The following is a 17820-nucleotide window of genomic DNA, read 5'->3' as shown; positions in this document are numbered from 1 at the left end:
GGGTTATTTATGAACGAAGTACAATTAAAAATATTAGACCTTATTGAAGGTGGGAAAATCACTGTTGATGAAGCGGTGAAATTACTTGATGCAACATCTCATAATCAAAAATCATCATCACCATTTGATAAGAAATCTAAAGAAAATGTTGAAAATTTATTTGAAGACTTATTAGATAAATTTAAGACAACTGCCAAATCAGGTAAAACTGAATTTGAAAAGCAGTTTAAAGATAATGAAGGAACAGGTCAAGATCCTATTCAACAATTAGATGAATCTTTAAGAAATATCATTAGAAATTTCAACAAAAATAACGACCAAAACAAAGATATTTAATTTTATTCCCTAGAAACGATAAAACGTTTCTAGGGTTTTTATATTTGCAGAAACTGTTGTAATATTGATAATGATTGCAGTTAAGGTTAAAGTTCATTAGAATTAACATATATTAACCTAGAGGTGAACCCTATGATATCAAGTAGTAAATTAATAGAGCAATTTAATTTGGAAGTTATTGCCGGGAAAAATGGCTTACATCGTAAAATAACAGAAACGGATATATCACGTCCTGGTCTAGAAATGGCTGGATATTTTTCACATTATTCATCAGATAGAATTCAAGTATTAGGCACAACTGAGTTGTCATTTTATAATTTGTTGCCTGATGAAGAGAAAAAAGGTAGAATGGCTAAATTATGTAGACCTGAAACACCAGCTATTATTATCACACGAGGTCTAGATGCACCAGAAGAACTCGTTCAAAGTTGTAATGAAAATAATACACCACTTTTAAAAAGTGAGTCTTCAACGACTAAATTGATGGGGCAAGTAACAGGATATTTAGAACGTGAACTAGCACCTGAAACATCATTGCATGGCGTTCTCGTGGATGTATATGGCGTAGGTGTATTAATTACGGGTGATAGTGGTGTCGGTAAAAGTGAAACGGCATTAGAGCTTGTTAAACGCGGTCACAGACTTGTTGCCGATGATAATGTTGAAATTAAAGAAATTAATAAAAACGAATTAATCGGTAAAGCACCGAAGATTATTGAACATTTACTTGAAATACGAGGCCTTGGTATTATCAACGTTATGACTTTATTTGGAGCGGGATCTATCTTGATGGAGAAAAGAATCAAGTTAAACATCAACTTAGAAACATGGAACAAAGAAAAAATATATGACAGAGTCGGATTGAATGAAGAAACTTTAAAAATCTTAGACTCAAAAATAACTAAAAAGACGATTCCTGTTAGACCGGGTAGAAACTTAGCAGTTATTATTGAAGTTGCTGCGATGAACTATCGATTAAACAACATGGGAATTAATACTGCTGAAGAGTTTAATAATCGTCTTAATGCAGAAATTTTGAAAAATGCACGTAAGGAGAATGAATAATGGAAGTGTTAGGCATTGATCCCGTAGCGATACAATTAGGTCCGTTAGCAATACGATGGTATGGTATTATCATTGCTTCCGGTATATTAATTGGATATCTTATCGCACAAAGAACTGCTAAAAAAGTTGGAATAAAAGAAGAATCACTTATAGATTTGATTATATGGTGTGTCGTAATGGCAATTATCTGTGCACGTATTTATTACGTAGCGTTTGAATGGGATTATTACAGTCAACATTTAGCAGAAATACCACTTATTATGAATGGTGGTATAGCTATTCATGGTGGATTGATTGGTGCCTTTTTAACAGGGTTCATCATTTGTCGTAAAAAGAATTTATCATTCTTCCAAATGGTTGATATTGTTGCGCCAAGTATCATTTTGGCACAAGCGATTGGTAGATGGGGTAACTTTATGAATCAAGAAGCGCACGGTGGACCTGTTTCACGTAGTTTTCTTGAGAATTTACATATACCTGAATTTATTATTAACCATATGCAAATAGACGGTATTTATTATCAACCAACATTTTTATATGAATCAATTTGGAATATAATTGGGTTTATCATTTTATTACTCATTAGACCTCAATTGAAAATTGGTGAGACATTCTTTGCTTATTTAATTTATTATTCAATTGGTAGATTCTATATAGAAGGTTTAAGAACGGATAGCTTGATGCTTACTGAACATTTAAGAATTGCTCAAGTTATTTCTATTGTGATAATTGTTGTTTCTATTATTTGTATTATTTATAGAAGAGTACGTTATAATCCGAAAAAATTCGGAGATGTTAAAGGTTATTATCATAACTAATGTGAAAGAAGTGTTTACGTGAGAGCATTAAAGACTAAAAGAGTAGATGGTGCGAATCCATTATGGAAAATGTATGAAACAGTACGTTTTATAAAAGTATTTAAAAATGTTATTATCATTGAAATTAGTAGATATTTACCGAGTGTTAAATGGAAACATTTTCTATACAGAAAAGGGCTCAAGATGAAAGTTGGTCAAAAGACAGCTTTCGCATTTAAAGCAACGCCTGATATTATGTATCCTGAACTTATCACTATCGGTAAAAACTGTGTAATAGGATATAATGCAACCATTCTATGTCATGAATATTTAGTCGAAGAATATAGAATTGGCCGTGTAAACATTGGAGATAATGTCTTAGTTGGTGCAAATGCCACTATACTTGCAGGCGTGAGTATTGGTGATAATGCTGTTATAGCAAGTGGTACAATCGTGACGAAAGATGTACCTAATGATATGATGGCATATGGCAATCCTATGGAACTTAAAAAAAGGCGGTGAGTCAGTCGTTGGGAGAAAATTCAAATGTCATACACGTAAAGTTTGATAAAGACTTCTATTATCATAAAGCAATGGAAAAAATGAGAGAACAAGATTTCGGATATGCCGAGTCTTTATTTAAAAAAGCGCTTGAACTATCACCTAATGATTTTGTGATTATACCGCCTTATGCTGAATGTCTTGTAGAGCTAAATAAAAATACTCAAGCTGAAGAAATGATGTTCGATCAAATTGTGAAAGAAAATTTTGTGACAGATTATTATTTTTATTTAAGTCAAATGTATATAAAGACGAATGAACCTAATAAAGCATTTTTATTTGGGTTAAGATATGTAACAGAAGAGGACGACCAAGATTATTTTGAAGAAATGATTCAAATGTTTGAAGTGAAGTATGATGATCAAACAATTGTGGAAGAAGAAGCGGAAAGATTTGTGATTCAACATATTTTTCAATACTTATTTTCAAATGGTAGGTTACAAGAAGCGAATGAATATATTGATAGACAACGTGCTAAATTACAAGAAGATAAGCATATTATGAATTTAAAAGCGATGTCTATGTTATACAATAGTCAATATGACGAAGCGGAGATATTATTACAAACGATATTGGAAGATAATCCTTCTGATATTTACGCTTTATGTCATATGACATTGTTGCTTTACAACACACAACAGGTGGAACGTTATGAGCAATATCTGAATCAATTAAGTAAATTACATCCTATTAACAATGAAGAATCTTTTAAATTGGGTGTTGTTCTAAGCTATTTAGGAAAGCATAAACCTTCTAATCAATTATTAGTGCCTCTTCTAAAAAAAGCACAAGCTGCTACGCCACAATTACACCACGCCTTAAGTTACAACTTCTATCATTTAGGATATTTAGATGAAGCGAAAAGACATTGGCAAAGATTTGAAGATAGTGTACAATATCATAGTCAATTGCCACCTTGGAAAATTGATGAACTCAAAGATATGTTAGACCGTCATGTTTTACCTTTATTAAAAGACGAAGACTATCGATATAGATTATATGGCATCTTTTTATTAGGGCATATGAAACATAGAGAACTCGTTATGTCTCATGAAATATGGGAAGTTTTAGAAAGTTTACCAGACTATGAAAGGTTATATATAACGTATACTTTTCAAGATTTACATTTAAACAAGTTAGGCTTTATTGATAAAGGTATGAAGCTTATCGAACAATCTATATATCAAAAATATGGAAAAGAGATTTTTGTATCATGGATTGAACATGCAGAAATGCTCATTGCAGATAATGAATCGATTGAACAAGTTGAACATTATGTTGCAGCATCAATTTATATTTATTTAAAGATGTTAAATAAAAAAATAACTAAAAAAGAGATTAAAGATACATTTCATATTACGACGTATCGCTTGAATAAAGCGATCAATGCTATTTTGAGCATATAGTTATGAATAGTAATGATTATAATGTACAATTCTACTGAATTAATAAGAGGAGGCAGTTTATAAATGACTACACAAGTAGATTATGATGTAATTATAGTTGGGGCAGGACCAGCAGGAATGACTGCTGCAGTGTATGCTTCAAGAGCAAATTTATCAACTGTAATGATAGAACGAGGTATGCCAGGTGGACAAATGGCAAACACTGAAGATGTAGAGAACTTCCCTGGTTTTGATTTAATAACAGGTCCAGACTTATCAACTAAAATGTTTACACATGCACAAAAATTTGGTGCTAAATATGAATATGGTGACATTAAAGAAATAGAAGATAAAGGTTCTTATAAAGTTGTAAATATGGGTGACAAAACATTAACAGCTCGTGCAATTATCATTGCAACTGGTGCAGAATACAAAAAAATAGGTGTACCAGGTGAACAAGAATTAGGTGGACGCGGTGTAAGTTACTGTGCAGTATGTGACGGTGCATTCTTTAAAGGGAAAAACTTATACGTAATCGGCGGCGGAGATTCAGCTGTCGAAGAAGGTATTTTCTTAACTAAATTTGCAGACAAAGTTACAATTGTTCACAGAAGAGACGAATTAAGAGCTCAAAAAATCATTCAAGACCGTGCATTTAAAAATGAAAAAATTGATTTCATTTGGAACACAACATTAAAAACAATTAATGAAAAAGATGGTAAAGTAGGCTCAGTAACATTAGTTTCAACTGAAGACGGATCAGAGTCAGAACACCAAGCTGATGGTGTATTCATCTATATCGGTATGAAACCATTAACTAAACCATTTGAATCATTAGGCATTTTAAATGAAAATGGCTATATCGAAACAAATGATGAAATGGAAACTAAAGTACCAGGTGTATATGCAGCAGGCGATGTTCGTGAAAAAACATTACGTCAAATTGTTACAGCAACAGGTGACGGCAGTATCGCAGCACAAAATGCACAAGCATATATCGAATCATTAGAAGACGAAGAACAATTAATATAATTTGAGTAGTGAAGAGGCGAGGACACATGTCCCGCCTCTTTTTTTATGTAGATGTAGGGTGCGGATTGAGATTATCGCTAGGGCCGGATGTAGGAAATATGGACCGATACGGAAAATTATAGGTCCAGAAGTGAGAAATACGGACCGATAAATAAAATTATAGACCCGAAAACGAGATTTCCAGTCCGATAAATAAAATATCGACCCGAAAACAGGATTTTCAGTCCGATAAATAAAATTACCGACCTGAAAACGAAACATCATTATAATCTATGCTATTTCATAAGTGATTACTACCTTAATATTACGGGAAAGATACACTTGTATAAGCCATTTATTTAATGTTTTTTGTGGTGTAATCATGTAAGATAAAAGTATATATGATCGTTAAAGGAGAACTGTTATGCAACCTATCGACAAAACTAATGTAAAAAATGAACTTCTTGTAGTTACAGGAATGTCCGGTGCGGGTAAATCAGTCGCGCTACAAGCTCTAGAAGATTTAGGATACTTTTGTGTTGATAATTTACCGCCTATATTATTGCAAAAATTTGTTGATTTAATGGATCAGGGGAATCCTTCTTTATCAAAAGTTGCAATTGGTATCGATTTAAGAGGTAAGGATTTCTTTGGTAATTTAAGAGATGAATTAGATTATATACAAAGTGAGAAAAAAGTATTAGTAGATATTTTATTTTTAGAAGCGAGCGATAAAAAATTAATTTCTAGATATAAAGAAACAAGAAGAACGCACCCTTTAAGTGAAGAAGGTAGTTTATTATCTGCAATTGAAAGAGAAAGATCTTTATTAAGTGATATTAAAGGTATCAGTAACTTTGTGATTGATACGACTGAAAAGAAACCTAAAGAATTGAAACAAGAACTTGTAGAAGCATTTGAAGAAGATCCATCTACAACATTTCAAGTAAGAGTGATGAGCTTTGGATTCAAACATGGTATGCCCATTGATGCAGATATAGTCTTTGATGTACGATTTTTGCCAAATCCATATTATGTTGAAGAGTTAAGACCTATGACTGGTCTCGACGATGAAGTTTATCAATATGTTATGAAATGGAAAGAGACGAATACATTTTATAAAAAGTTTAGTGATCTGTTGATGTTTATGTTGCCAGGTTATAAGAAAGAAGGGAAATCCCAATTGACGATTGCAATCGGTTGTACAGGTGGTCAACATAGATCTGTTGCACTTGCAAAACGTTTAGGTGAAGATATTAAAGAGAACTTTGACTATGTTGTGTATACATCACATCGCGATGCACATATTGAAAGTAAGCCAAAATCATGAAAAGATTAAAAGTCGTCTTAATTGGCGGAGGAACCGGCCTTTCTGTATTAGCAAGAGGGTTAAAGGAATATCCAATAGATATTACAGCCATCGTAACTGTAGCAGATGATGGTGGTAGTACTGGTAAAATTCGTGATGTGATGGATATACCTGCTCCTGGCGATATCAGAAACGTATTAGCAGCACTTAGTGACACAGAACCAATGCTTGAAAAGTTATTCCAATATCGTTTTGAAGAAGAAGAACTTGGCAGTCATTCAATCGGAAATTTATTGTTAGCAGCCATGACAAATATTACGGATGATTTTGGACATGCTGTAAAAGAATTAAGTAAGTTGTTGAATATTAAAGGGCAAGTCATTCCATCAACAACGAGAAGTGTTGTACTGAATGCAGTTATGTCAGATGGTGAAATTATTGTCGGAGAATCTAAGATTCCTAAGACAGATAAGAAAATTGAAAAAGTATTTTTGACGCCTCAAGATATTGAACCGATGAAAGAAGCAATAGATGCGATTGAAGAAGCAGATTTAATCGTTATGGGACCAGGTTCTTTATATACAAGTATTATGCCGAATTTAATTTTGAATAAAGTTAAAGATGCAATTGTTAATACTGAAGCGGAAAGATTATATGTATGTAACCTCATGACTCAAAAAGGTGAAACAACAGGTTATTCAGTAAGTGATCATGTTAAAGCAATTCATGACCATGTAGGTGCATCATTCATTGATTTTGTTATATGTCAAAATGAGCGTTTCAACAAAGATATCTTATTAAGATATGAACAAGAAGAAGCTAAACAAGTTGAATTTGATGGTGAGAAATTGAAAGATATGGGTGTACAATGTATTCATGATAATGAATTAGTAAGTATTACACCTCATCAATACATTAGACATAATAATAAAGTATTGGCACAACTCATTTATGAAATCGCCTTGAGAGAAATCAGTACAATTCAATATAAGAAAGATAAGTAATCGTTTCGTCTAGAGAAAACAGATAAACGATAATAGATATTTAATGAAGCAAATGAGACACTTATTCATGTCCAATTTGCTTCATTTTTTTATGGAAATCAAGTAATATAAATGTAAGGGTTTTCAATTTGGGGTGATGGGTCATGAAAAGTGTTCAAATAGTAATGGTGATAATAGGTTGTATATTTTTACTCATAGGTTTAATAGCAAATCAGCAGATAGGTATTACATTTTTAATCATTGGTTTGGCGATGATTTTATTTGGCGTTATTAAAGAACCTTCAAGTAAAACATAAAAAGTTCAAGTTTAAAAACTTGATACGCCCGGCTATTCCATGTAATATGAAATAGATACAAAACGTATGATATGTCTTTTGGCATATCATTATTTTTATGTGCGTATAAACTAAGAAAGGATGATCTGCTGTGAGCTTTGCTTCAGAAATGAAAAATGAATTAACTAGAATTGAAGTAGATGATTGTTGCGCCAAGGCAGAACTTTCAGCTTTGATTAGAATGAACGGTAATTTAAGCATATCTAATCAGCAATTTGTTATAAATGTACAAACTGAAAATGCAGCGATAGCACGTCGAATATTTTCATTAATAAAAAAATGCTTCGGTGTTGAAGTTGAATTATTAGTGAGAAAGAAAATGAAACTTAAGAAAAATAATATATATATTAGTCGAATTAAAGTAAAAGCTAAAGAAATATTAGATGAGCTTGGTATTTTACAAGATGGCATGTTTAAACATGAAATAGATAAAGATATTTTACAAAAAGATTGTTGTAAAAGAAGTTATTTAAGAGGAGCATTTCTAGCAGGGGGTTCTGTTAATAACCCAGAAACTTCTTCATATCATCTTGAAATCTTTTCATTATATGAAGAACATTCAGCAGATTTAACCGCACTCATGAATCAATATGAATTAAATGCTAAATTATTAGAGCGCAAAAAAGGGTTTATCAGTTATTTGAAAGAAGCTGAAAAGATTTCTGATTTCCTAAGTTTGATTGGTGGCTATCAAGCATTACTTAAGTTTGAAGATGTAAGAATTATTCGAGATATGAGAAACTCAGTAAATCGATTAGTCAATTGTGAGACGGCTAACTTGAACAAAACAGTGAGTGCCGCCATGAAACAAGTTGAGAGCATTCAGCTTATCGATAAAGAAATTGGTATTGATAACTTACCCGATCGTTTAAGAGAAGTTGCAAGACTTAGAATAGATAATCAAGATGTTTCAATTAAAGAATTAGGCGAAATGGTAAGCACAGGTAAAATTTCTAAATCAGGTATTAATCATAGATTGCGTAAATTAAATGAAATGGCAGAAAAAATTAGAAACGGCGAGACAATTCAACAATAAAAAAAGCACCTGGGACAATTATTGTCTCAGGTGCTTCTATATTTATGAATTATTTAATATCTTCTGGATGCATAACGTCATCGATTAAACCATATTCTTTAGCTTCTTCAGCTGTTAAGAAGTTATCACGATCAGTGTCTTTTTCAATTTTTTCAATTGGTTGTCCAGTTCTTTCAGATAAAATTTTATTTAATTTCTCACGTGTACGTAAAATATGACGAGCTGCAATTTCAATTTCAGTAGCTTGTCCTTGTGCACCGCCAAGTGGTTGGTGAATCATAACTTCACTATTTGGTAATGCATAACGTTTACCTTTAGCACCAGCTGCTAGTAGGAATGAACCCATAGATGCTGCCATACCAATACAAATAGTTTGAACATCAGGTTTGATGTGTTGGATTGTATCGTAAATAGCAAATCCTGCTGTTACACTACCGCCTGGAGAGTTGATATATAAGTAAATATCTTTCTCAGAATCTTGAGCTTGTAAGAATAGTAATTGTGAAACGATTGAGTTAGCTACATTGTCATCGATAGCTGACCCTAACATAATAATGCGGTCTTTCAATAAACGTGAATAAATATCATAAGCGCGTTCTCCGCGATTTGTTGTTTCAATAACTGTTGGTATTAAATTCATCAGTTAATCCTCCTTTGAATATCTTAATGACCATATCATACACTACAAAGTCAAACATGGTCAAAAAATATGACCTACTGATGAATATTATAACTTAAATAGCTGATTTATACACTGGGAATTTGTGATATGAGTTGTCAATGTTAGCATAAATGATATAATAGTTTCCGTAATCAACGAGCTGTGTGCAGTGAATTTGTGTGACTTCTATATTAAAATAGTCACATCTTTTTCTGATGAAATACTCCCTTTGAGTTGTATTCATTTTGCTTCACTCCTTAATAGTTGATAATTCTATTATATCGACAATATATTAAGTAGATATAAAGTATTTATTAAGACTTATCTCTCCGTAGTGTAACGGATAACACGCAAGATTCCGGTTCTTGAAATGGGCGTTCGATTCGTCTCGGGGAGGCTTATTTTGTAAAGGATGATTTGGATGGCAATTAAATTTTATGTTGGAACAAATTGTGGTTTATGTGAAGATGCTAAGATTCAAATTGAATTTTTTAAAGAATCGTACGATCATGAAATAAAAATAGATACTATTAATATTGAAGAAGATGATACATTACTTGAAAAATATATGTTAAGAATTCCTGTTGTTGAATATGATGGACAAGTTCTACAAGAAGGGAATATTGATTTCATCACATTGACAGAGGCATATAATCAAATGAAATAATAGGAAACGCTTTTAACTTGCATTCTCTATATAAGGGGTGTATTATAAAACTGTAAACAGATATTATTTTTTTGACCCGCATGGGACGAAAAACGTCTAACCCAGGTTAGATATTGCCCATCTGTTAATCTTTGAGGAGGCGACTTGTTTATGGAAGATTTACTAAAAGTACAACATAGACTAGTTCCTGATTTGATTGACAAGATGTATCGACGCTTTAATATTTTATCGACAATCGAGAAGAAGCAGCCTATAGGTCGAAGAACGTTGAGTGATGTTATGAATGTCACTGAACGGGTATTGAGAACTGAGATAGAAATTTTAAAACAACAAGATTTAATCAGCGTTCGGTCAACTGGTATGAAATTGACTGAAACAGGCGAGCAAACGCTTGATTCTTTATCACATTATTTAACACTTTATTCTAGTTTTAATCATATTGAAGAAGAAATTTTTAATCGATATGGTGTGAAAGCTCATATAGTGAGAGGTAATTCGGATTTAGATGAGATGGTTAAAGCAGAAATGGGTAATGTTACTGCTGAATTACTAGAACAGTCATTATACGATCATGCTTCAGTATCAGTAACTGGTGGTTCAACAATGGCAAGAGTAAGTGAATCATTACATCCATTAGATAAAGACATTTTGTTCACGCCAGCGCGTGGTGGTTTGGGTGAAAACGTTGTGTTTCAGGCGAATACAATTTGCGCAAGTATGGCAAATCGTACAGGTGGGTCATATAAAGTCTTGTATGTTCCAGACCAAGTGAGTGAAAGTTCATACGAAACTTTGCTGAAAGAACCTGCAGTTATTGAGGTGCTAGATGCAATACGTCGTTCAGATTTTATTATTCACGGTATTGGTGATGCGCTGAAGATGGCGGAAAGAAGGAAGACTTCTGAAGAAGTTTTAAGCCAATTGAAACATCATCATGCTGTCGGAGAAGCTTTTGGTTATTATTTCAATGACAAAGGTGAGGTCGTGCATCGTGTTAAGACAATCGGTTTGCAACTAGAAGACTTAACAACAAAGACAAACATTTTTGCAGTAGCAGGTGGGACATCTAAAGCAGAAGCGATAAAAGCTTATCTTGAGATTGCGCCAAAGAATACAATTCTTATCACTGATGAAGGTGCTGCAAAAGCAATAATCAATTTGGAATAAAAGGTTATTTAACCTTTTTGAAATAAAAAATAAAAAGGAGGCCATCATAATGGCAACTAAAGTAGCAATTAATGGTTTTGGTAGAATAGGTCGTTTAGCATTTAGAAGATTACAAGAAGTTGAAAATATCGAAGTAGTAGCAATCAACGATTTAACAGATGACGCAATGTTAGCTCATTTATTAAAATATGATTCAACACAAGGTCGTTTCAAAGACGAAGTAGAAGTTATCGAAGGCGGATTCCGCGTAAACGGTAGAGAAATCAAAACTTTCGAAAATCCTAACCCTAAAGAATTACCATGGGGCGATTTAGATATCGATGTAGTATTAGAATGTACTGGTTTCTTCGCTGACAAAGACAAAGCTTCAGCTCACATCGAAGCAGGTGCTAAAAAAGTATTAATTTCAGCTCCAGCATCAGGTGACTTAAAAACTATCGTTTATAACGTTAACCATGACGAATTAGACGGATCTGAAGAAATCGTTTCAGGTGCATCTTGTACAACTAACTGTTTAGCTCCAATGGCTAAAGTATTAAATGATGAATTCGGTATCGTTGAAGGTTTAATGATGACAATTCACGCTTACACTGGTGACCAAAATACTTTAGATGCTCCACATGCTAAAGGTGACTTCCGTCGTGCTCGTGCAGCTGCTCAAAACATCGTACCTAACTCAACTGGTGCTGCTAAAGCAATCGGTTTAGTAATCCCAGAATTAAAAGGTAAATTAGATGGATCAGCTCAACGTGTTCCAGTAGCAACTGGTTCAGTAACAGAATTAACAGCTGTATTAGACAAAGAAGTTTCAGTTGAAGAAATCAATGCAGCAATGAAAAATGCTACAAATGATTCATTCGGTTACACTGAAGACGAAATCGTATCTTCTGATATCATTGGTATCACTTACGGTTCATTATTCGATGCAACTCAAACTCGTGTTATGACAGTTGGAGATCGTCAATTAGTTAAAACTGTATCTTGGTATGACAATGAAATGTCTTACACTTCACAATTAGTTCGTACTTTAGAATATTTAGCAGCTCAAGCTAACAAATAATTTAAATAATTGAACTAAATAGGTTATGCTTATGAGTAAGCGGGGAGCACAACGCTTCTCCGCTTATTTTTAATCGTAAAGTATTTTCTATTATCTAGAGGAGGAAGACAAGTCATGGCAAAGAAGAATGTTAAAGACGTAGAATTAAAAGGTAAAAAAGTACTTGTAAGAGCAGATTTTAATGTACCAATGAAAGATGGTGCAATTACAAACGATAACAGAATCGTTCAAGCGCTTCCTACAATAAATTACATTATCGAACAAGGCGGTAAAGTTATTTTATTCTCACATTTAGGTAAAGTGAAAACTGAAGAAGATAAACAAGGATTGTCACTTAAACCAGTAGCAGAACGCTTAAGTGAATTATTAAATAAAGAAGTAACATTCGTACCAGAAACTCGTGGTGAAGCGTTAGAAAGCGCAATCGACGGATTATCTGAAGGCGATGTATTAGTATTTGAAAATACACGTTTTGAAGATGTTGATGGTAAAAAAGAATCTAAAAATGATCCTGAATTAGGTGAATACTGGGCTTCATTAGGTGATGTATTTATCAATGATGCATTCGGTACAGCTCACCGTGAACATGCGTCTAACGTAGGTATTGCATCTAGTATTGAAACAGCATCAGGTTTCTTAATGGATAAAGAAATTAAATTTATCGGTGGCGTTGTAAGTGAACCAGAACGTCCTTTAGTAGCAATTTTAGGTGGCGCGAAAGTGTCTGATAAAATTGGTGTTATCGAAAACTTATTAACAATTGCTGATAAAGTTATCATCGGTGGAGGAATGGCATATACATTCTTCAAAGCACAAGGTAAAGAAATCGGCTTATCACTTCTTGAAGAAGACAAAGTAGATTTTGCTAAAGATTTACTTGAACGTGCTGGCGATAAAATTATTTTACCGGTTGATTGTAAAGTAGCTAAAGAATTTTCAAATGACGCTGAAATTACAGTTGTTTCTGCTGATGAAATTCCTACTGATCAAGAATCAATGGATATCGGTCCTAAATCAGTTGAAGTATTTAGTGAAGCTCTACAAGGTTCAAATACAGTTGTTTGGAATGGTCCAATGGGCGTATTCGAATTTAGTAACTTTGCACAAGGTACAATTGGCGTATGTAAAGCAATCGCTAATTTAAAAGATGCTACAACAATTATCGGTGGTGGAGATTCAGCTGCAGCAGCGATGGACTTAGGATTTGCTGATGATTTCACACACATTTCTACAGGTGGCGGAGCTTCTCTAGAATATCTAGAAGGTAAAGCATTACCAGGTATCGAAGCAATTTCTGAAAAATAATCATAAAAGGAGTTTATATATCATGAGAAAACCAATTATCGCAGGTAACTGGAAAATGAATAAAACAGTTCAAGAAGCAAAAGACTTTGTTAATGAACTTCCAGCATTACCAGATACTAATGAGGTAGATTCAGTAATTTGTGCACCAACTTTACAATTAGATGCACTTGTTAACTTAACTAAAGAAGGCGTGGCACAAGGCTTACAAATTGGTGCGCAAAATGCATACTTTGAAGATAATGGTGCTTTCACTGGTGAAACATCTCCAGCAGCACTTGAAGATTTAGGTGTTAAGTATGTCGTTTTAGGACATTCTGAACGTCGTGAATACTTCCACGAAACTGACGAAGATGTTAATAAAAAAGCATTAGCTGTATTTTCTCATAATATGACACCAATTATTTGTGTTGGTGAAACATTAGAAGAAAGAGAAGCAGGTAAAGCTGAATCAGTAGTTGGTGGTCAAGTTGAAGCAGCACTTAAAGATTTCACAGAAGATCAAGTTAAAGCGACAGTAATCGCTTATGAACCTATCTGGGCAATTGGTACTGGTAAATCTTCAACTTCTGAAGATGCTAACCAAATGTGTGCACACGTACGTAACGTTGTTGCAGGTGCTTTCTCTCAAGAAGCTGCTGATGCTTTACGTGTACAATACGGTGGTAGTGTTAAACCAGAAAACATTAAAGAATATATGGCTCAATCAGATATCGACGGCGCATTAGTTGGCGGCGCTTCATTAAAAGTTGATTCATTCGTAGCATTATTAGAAGGTGCTAAATAATGGCTAAACAACCAACAGCACTTATCATTCTTGATGGTTTTGCTAATCGTGAAGAAGAGCATGGTAATGCGGTAAAACAAGCCAACAAACCAAATTTTGATAGATATTACAACAAATATCCACATAACGAATTATCAGCATGTGGGTTAGATGTAGGTCTACCAGAAGGTCAAATGGGTAACTCTGAAGTAGGTCACTTAAACATTGGTGCAGGAAGAATTGTTTATCAAAGTTTAACTAGAATCAATAAATCAATTGAAGATGGCGATTTCTTTAAAATTGACGCACTTAAACAAGCAATGGATCACGTTGTAAAAAATGATTCAACGCTACATTTAATGGGACTTTTATCAGATGGTGGTGTTCACAGTCACTACAAACATCTATTTGCACTATTAGAATTAGCCAAAAAACAAGGTGTTAAAAAAGTTTATGTTCACGGATTCTTAGACGGACGTGACGTTGATCAAAAATCAGCACTTAAATATATTGAAGAAACTGAAAATAAATTTAAAGAGCTAGGTATTGGTCAATTCGCTTCTATTTCTGGTCGTTATTACGCTATGGATAGAGATAAACGTTGGGATCGTGAAGAAAAAGCTTATGATGCAATGTCTAATGGCGTTGGACCTGTATATGCAACTGCAGTTGAAGGTGTAGAAGCTAATTATCAAGAAGGTCTAACAGATGAGTTTGTTGTTCCATTTATCGTTAAAGACGAAGAAAAAGGTGTAGAAAATACTGGCGTAAATAGCCATGACGCTATGATATTCTTTAACTTCCGTCCAGATAGAGCGGCACAACTTAGCCAAGTATATACAAATGAAAAATTTGAAGGTTTTGAAATTAAACGTAAACTAGAAGATTTATTCTTTGTTACTTTTACAAACTATAGTGATGATGTTATTGCCGAAGTTGCTTTCAAACCAGTTGATATCAAAAATACAATCGGTGAAGTAGCTGAGAAAAATAATTTAAATCAATTAAGAATTGCTGAAACAGAAAAATTCCCTCATGTTACTTATTTCATGAGTGGTGGTAATCATGCAGAGTTTAAAGGTGAAAGAAGAGTATTAATCGATTCACCAAAAGTTGCAACATACGACTTGAAACCTGAAATGAGTGCATATGAAGTAAAAGATGCTTTAATCAGTGAGTTAGATAAAGGTGATTTAGATTTAATTATCTTAAACTTTGCGAACCCTGATATGGTTGGTCATAGTGGTATGCTTGAACCAACAATTAAAGCAATTGAAGCAGTAGATGAATGTTTAGGTGAAGTTGTTGATAAAATTTTATCAATGAATGGTACAGCTATCATTACAGCAGACCATGGTAACTCTGATGAAGTGTTAACAGATAACGAATCACCTATGACAACTCATACAACAAACCCAGTTCCTGTTATTGTGACAAAAGAAGGGGTAGAAGTAAGAAGTGGAGGTCGCTTAGCAGACTTAGCACCTACACTTATAGACTTACTTGGAGTAGAAAAACCAGAAGATATGACTGGTGAATCATTAATTAAATAATAAATTATAAATTTATAAAGGAGTTTTAATTATGCCAATTATTACAGATATTTATGCACGCGAAGTATTAGACTCTCGTGGTAATCCAACAGTAGAAGTAGAAGTATTAACTGAAAGCGGTGCTTTTGGTAGAGCTTTAGTACCATCAGGTGCTTCAACAGGTGAATATGAAGCAGTAGAATTACGTGACGGAGACAAAGACCGTTACTTAGGTAAAGGTGTTCTTAAAGCTGTAGAAAACGTTAACGAAATCATTGCACCTGAAATCATTGAAGGTGAATTCTCAGTATTAGAACAAGTTTCTATCGACAAATTAATGATCGCTTTAGACGGTACACCAAACAAAGCTAAATTAGGTGCTAATGCTATCTTAGGTGTTTCTATCGCAGTAGCTCGTGCTGCAGCTGACTTCTTAGGTCAACCATTATACAAATATCTTGGTGGATTCAACGGTGTTCAATTACCAGTACCAATGATGAACATTGTTAACGGTGGTTCTCACTCAGATGCACCAATCGCATTCCAAGAGTTCATGATCTTACCAGTAGGTGCTGAATCATTCAAAGAAGCTTTACGTTGGGGAGCAGAAATCTTCCATAACTTAGCTAAAATCTTAAAATCTCGTGGTTTAGTTACTGCAGTAGGTGACGAAGGTGGTTTCGCTCCTAAATTTGAAGGTACTGAAGACGGTGTTGAAACAATTTTAGAAGCAATCAAAGCAGTTGGTTTAGAACCAGGTAAAGATGTATTCTTAGGATTCGACTGTGCTGCATCCGAATTCTACGAAAACGGCGTATATGATTATGCTAAATTCGAAGGTGAAAATGGTGCTAAACGTTCTTCTGAAGAACAAGTAGACTTCCTTGAAGAATTAGTAAACAAATACCCAATCATCACTATCGAAGATGGTATGGATGAAAACGACTGGGACGGCTGGAAACTTCTTACTGACCGTATCGGCGACCGCGTACAATTAGTAGGTGACGATTTATTCGTAACAAACACTGAAAAATTATCTGAAGGTATCGAAAAAGGTATCGGTAACTCAATCTTAATCAAAGTTAACCAAATCGGTACATTAACAGAAACATTCGAAGCAATCGAAATGGCTCAAAAAGCTGGTTACACTGCAGTTGTATCACACCGTTCAGGTGAAACAGAAGATACTACAATCTCTGATATCGCAGTAGCAACTAATGCTGGCCAAATCAAAACAGGTTCATTATCAAGAACTGACCGTATTGCTAAATACAACCAATTATTACGTATCGAAGATGAATTATTCGAAACAGGTAAATTCGAAGGAATCAAAGCTTTCTATAACTTATCAAAATAATTGAGCATATAAATAAAAATGGTTCACATAAAGCCCAAAAGATGTCGTCACATCTTTTGGGCTTTTTATAGTTGTTATAGAAATTTTGGTAGGTGAAGTAGGGAGGTGTTTGGTGGAGAAAATGGCTTGTTAAGGCTGGATTGGTCGGAGCGGTTGGGGGAGTATCGGAGTGGAGTATTGGGAGATGTGAGTTAAAGAGGCAATAAACTCACAAGATTGAAGAAGATGTGAGTTAAAGAGGTAATAAACTCACAAGATTAGAAAAGATGTGAGTTAAATGTAAATGTCAATGTAAAAATGTACATAATTGATTGTTTGGGAGTGTAAAATAAACTGTGTAAGTAGAGAACGTACGACTCTACTTCACAGTTTATTTTTGGTTCTGTTGCAAAGTAAAAAAATATAGCTAACCACTAATTTATCATGTCAGTGTTCGCTTAACTTGCTAGCATGATGCTAATTTCGTGGC

At 33.9% G+C, this 17820-nt stretch carries 18 protein-coding genes; 17 read left to right on the top strand and 1 reads right to left on the bottom strand.

What is annotated here, in order from left to right; translation table 11 throughout:
- Nucleotides 1–9 precede the first annotated feature (9 nt).
- The 10 genes from LQ693_RS01575 to whiA all read left to right on the top strand — a co-directional run bounded on the left by LQ693_RS01575 (nt 10) and on the right by whiA (nt 8839).
- The gene (locus LQ693_RS01575; protein ID WP_025904533.1) at nt 10–336 is read left to right on the top strand and encodes an SHOCT-like domain-containing protein; all 327 of its coding nucleotides are present in this window, start codon (nt 10–12) and stop codon (nt 334–336) included.
- A gap of 132 nt (nt 337–468) precedes the next feature.
- Nucleotides 469–1401, top strand: coding sequence for an HPr(Ser) kinase/phosphatase (gene hprK, locus LQ693_RS01570; protein WP_025904534.1), 933 nt, complete (start codon nt 469–471; stop codon nt 1399–1401).
- On the top strand, nt 1401–2219 hold the full coding sequence (gene lgt, locus LQ693_RS01565; RefSeq protein WP_107596538.1) for a prolipoprotein diacylglyceryl transferase: 819 nt from the start codon (nt 1401–1403) through the stop codon (nt 2217–2219). The genes hprK and lgt overlap by 1 nt, the downstream gene beginning before the upstream one ends.
- Before the next feature lie 18 nt (nt 2220–2237).
- Entirely contained in the window at nt 2238–2720 is a 483-nt protein-coding gene (locus LQ693_RS01560; RefSeq protein ID WP_107596537.1) for an acyltransferase, read from the top strand.
- An 8-nt stretch (nt 2721–2728) separates the two neighbouring features.
- Nucleotides 2729–4165: a tetratricopeptide repeat protein gene (locus tag LQ693_RS01555; protein WP_119475325.1), complete on the top strand. Its 1437-nt coding sequence runs from the start codon at nt 2729–2731 to the stop codon at nt 4163–4165.
- 63 nt (nt 4166–4228) lie between these two features.
- A complete protein-coding gene (trxB, locus tag LQ693_RS01550; RefSeq protein WP_025904538.1) occupies nt 4229–5176 on the top strand; it encodes a thioredoxin-disulfide reductase in 948 nt (315 codons plus the stop codon).
- Between the two features lie 403 nt (nt 5177–5579).
- Nucleotides 5580–6485 (top strand): RNase adapter RapZ, encoded by a 906-nt coding sequence (rapZ, locus tag LQ693_RS01545; protein WP_107591067.1) that lies wholly within the window; start codon nt 5580–5582, stop codon nt 6483–6485.
- Nucleotides 6482–7468 (top strand): gluconeogenesis factor YvcK family protein, encoded by a 987-nt coding sequence (locus LQ693_RS01540; RefSeq protein ID WP_103361507.1) that lies wholly within the window; start codon nt 6482–6484, stop codon nt 7466–7468. Before rapZ ends, LQ693_RS01540 begins: the two co-directional genes overlap by 4 nt.
- 143 nt (nt 7469–7611) lie before the next feature.
- Nucleotides 7612–7764: a hypothetical protein gene (locus LQ693_RS01535; protein WP_182476221.1), complete on the top strand. Its 153-nt coding sequence runs from the start codon at nt 7612–7614 to the stop codon at nt 7762–7764.
- Between the two features lie 130 nt (nt 7765–7894).
- Nucleotides 7895–8839, top strand: coding sequence for a DNA-binding protein WhiA (whiA, locus tag LQ693_RS01530; protein ID WP_239703050.1), 945 nt, complete (start codon nt 7895–7897; stop codon nt 8837–8839).
- Between the two features lie 49 nt (nt 8840–8888).
- On the opposite strand, the gene clpP is transcribed toward whiA, so the two are convergent.
- A complete protein-coding gene (gene clpP / locus LQ693_RS01525; RefSeq protein ID WP_025904542.1) occupies nt 8889–9479 on the bottom strand; it encodes an ATP-dependent Clp endopeptidase proteolytic subunit ClpP in 591 nt (196 codons plus the stop codon).
- A 442-nt stretch (nt 9480–9921) separates the two neighbouring features.
- On the opposite strand from clpP, the gene LQ693_RS01520 reads away from it, so the two are divergent.
- The 7 genes from LQ693_RS01520 (at nt 9922) to eno (ending at nt 17351) form a co-directional block, all read left to right on the top strand.
- Nucleotides 9922–10167, top strand: a complete 246-nt coding sequence (locus LQ693_RS01520; protein ID WP_078355524.1) for a glutaredoxin family protein — start codon at nt 9922–9924, stop codon at nt 10165–10167.
- Between the two features lie 150 nt (nt 10168–10317).
- Nucleotides 10318–11334: a sugar-binding transcriptional regulator gene (locus LQ693_RS01515; protein WP_025904544.1), complete on the top strand. Its 1017-nt coding sequence runs from the start codon at nt 10318–10320 to the stop codon at nt 11332–11334.
- 49 nt (nt 11335–11383) lie between these two features.
- Complete coding sequence (gene gap / locus LQ693_RS01510) at nt 11384–12394, top strand: type I glyceraldehyde-3-phosphate dehydrogenase (protein WP_025904545.1); 1011 nt, start codon at nt 11384–11386, stop codon at nt 12392–12394.
- A 114-nt stretch (nt 12395–12508) separates the two neighbouring features.
- Nucleotides 12509–13699, top strand: coding sequence for a phosphoglycerate kinase (locus tag LQ693_RS01505; protein ID WP_107591066.1), 1191 nt, complete (start codon nt 12509–12511; stop codon nt 13697–13699).
- 22 nt (nt 13700–13721) lie between these two features.
- Nucleotides 13722–14483: a triose-phosphate isomerase gene (gene tpiA, locus LQ693_RS01500; protein ID WP_107591065.1), complete on the top strand. Its 762-nt coding sequence runs from the start codon at nt 13722–13724 to the stop codon at nt 14481–14483.
- A complete protein-coding gene (gene gpmI / locus LQ693_RS01495) occupies nt 14483–16015 on the top strand; it encodes a 2,3-bisphosphoglycerate-independent phosphoglycerate mutase (RefSeq protein WP_107591064.1) in 1533 nt (510 codons plus the stop codon). Before tpiA ends, gpmI begins: the two co-directional genes overlap by 1 nt.
- A gap of 31 nt (nt 16016–16046) precedes the next feature.
- Nucleotides 16047–17351 carry a surface-displayed alpha-enolase gene (gene eno / locus LQ693_RS01490; protein ID WP_025904549.1) on the top strand — a complete coding sequence of 435 codons (1305 nt, stop codon included), beginning with the start codon at nt 16047–16049 and terminating at the stop codon, nt 17349–17351.
- Nucleotides 17352–17820 lie beyond the last annotated feature (469 nt).

It is taken from the genome of Mammaliicoccus sp. B-M6 (assembly GCF_022386965.1).
Lineage (GTDB): Bacteria > Bacillota > Bacilli > Staphylococcales > Staphylococcaceae > Mammaliicoccus > Mammaliicoccus sciuri_A.
The sequence above is the reverse complement of the archived record's forward strand: the minus strand, read 5'-3'. Positions and strand labels throughout refer to the sequence as shown.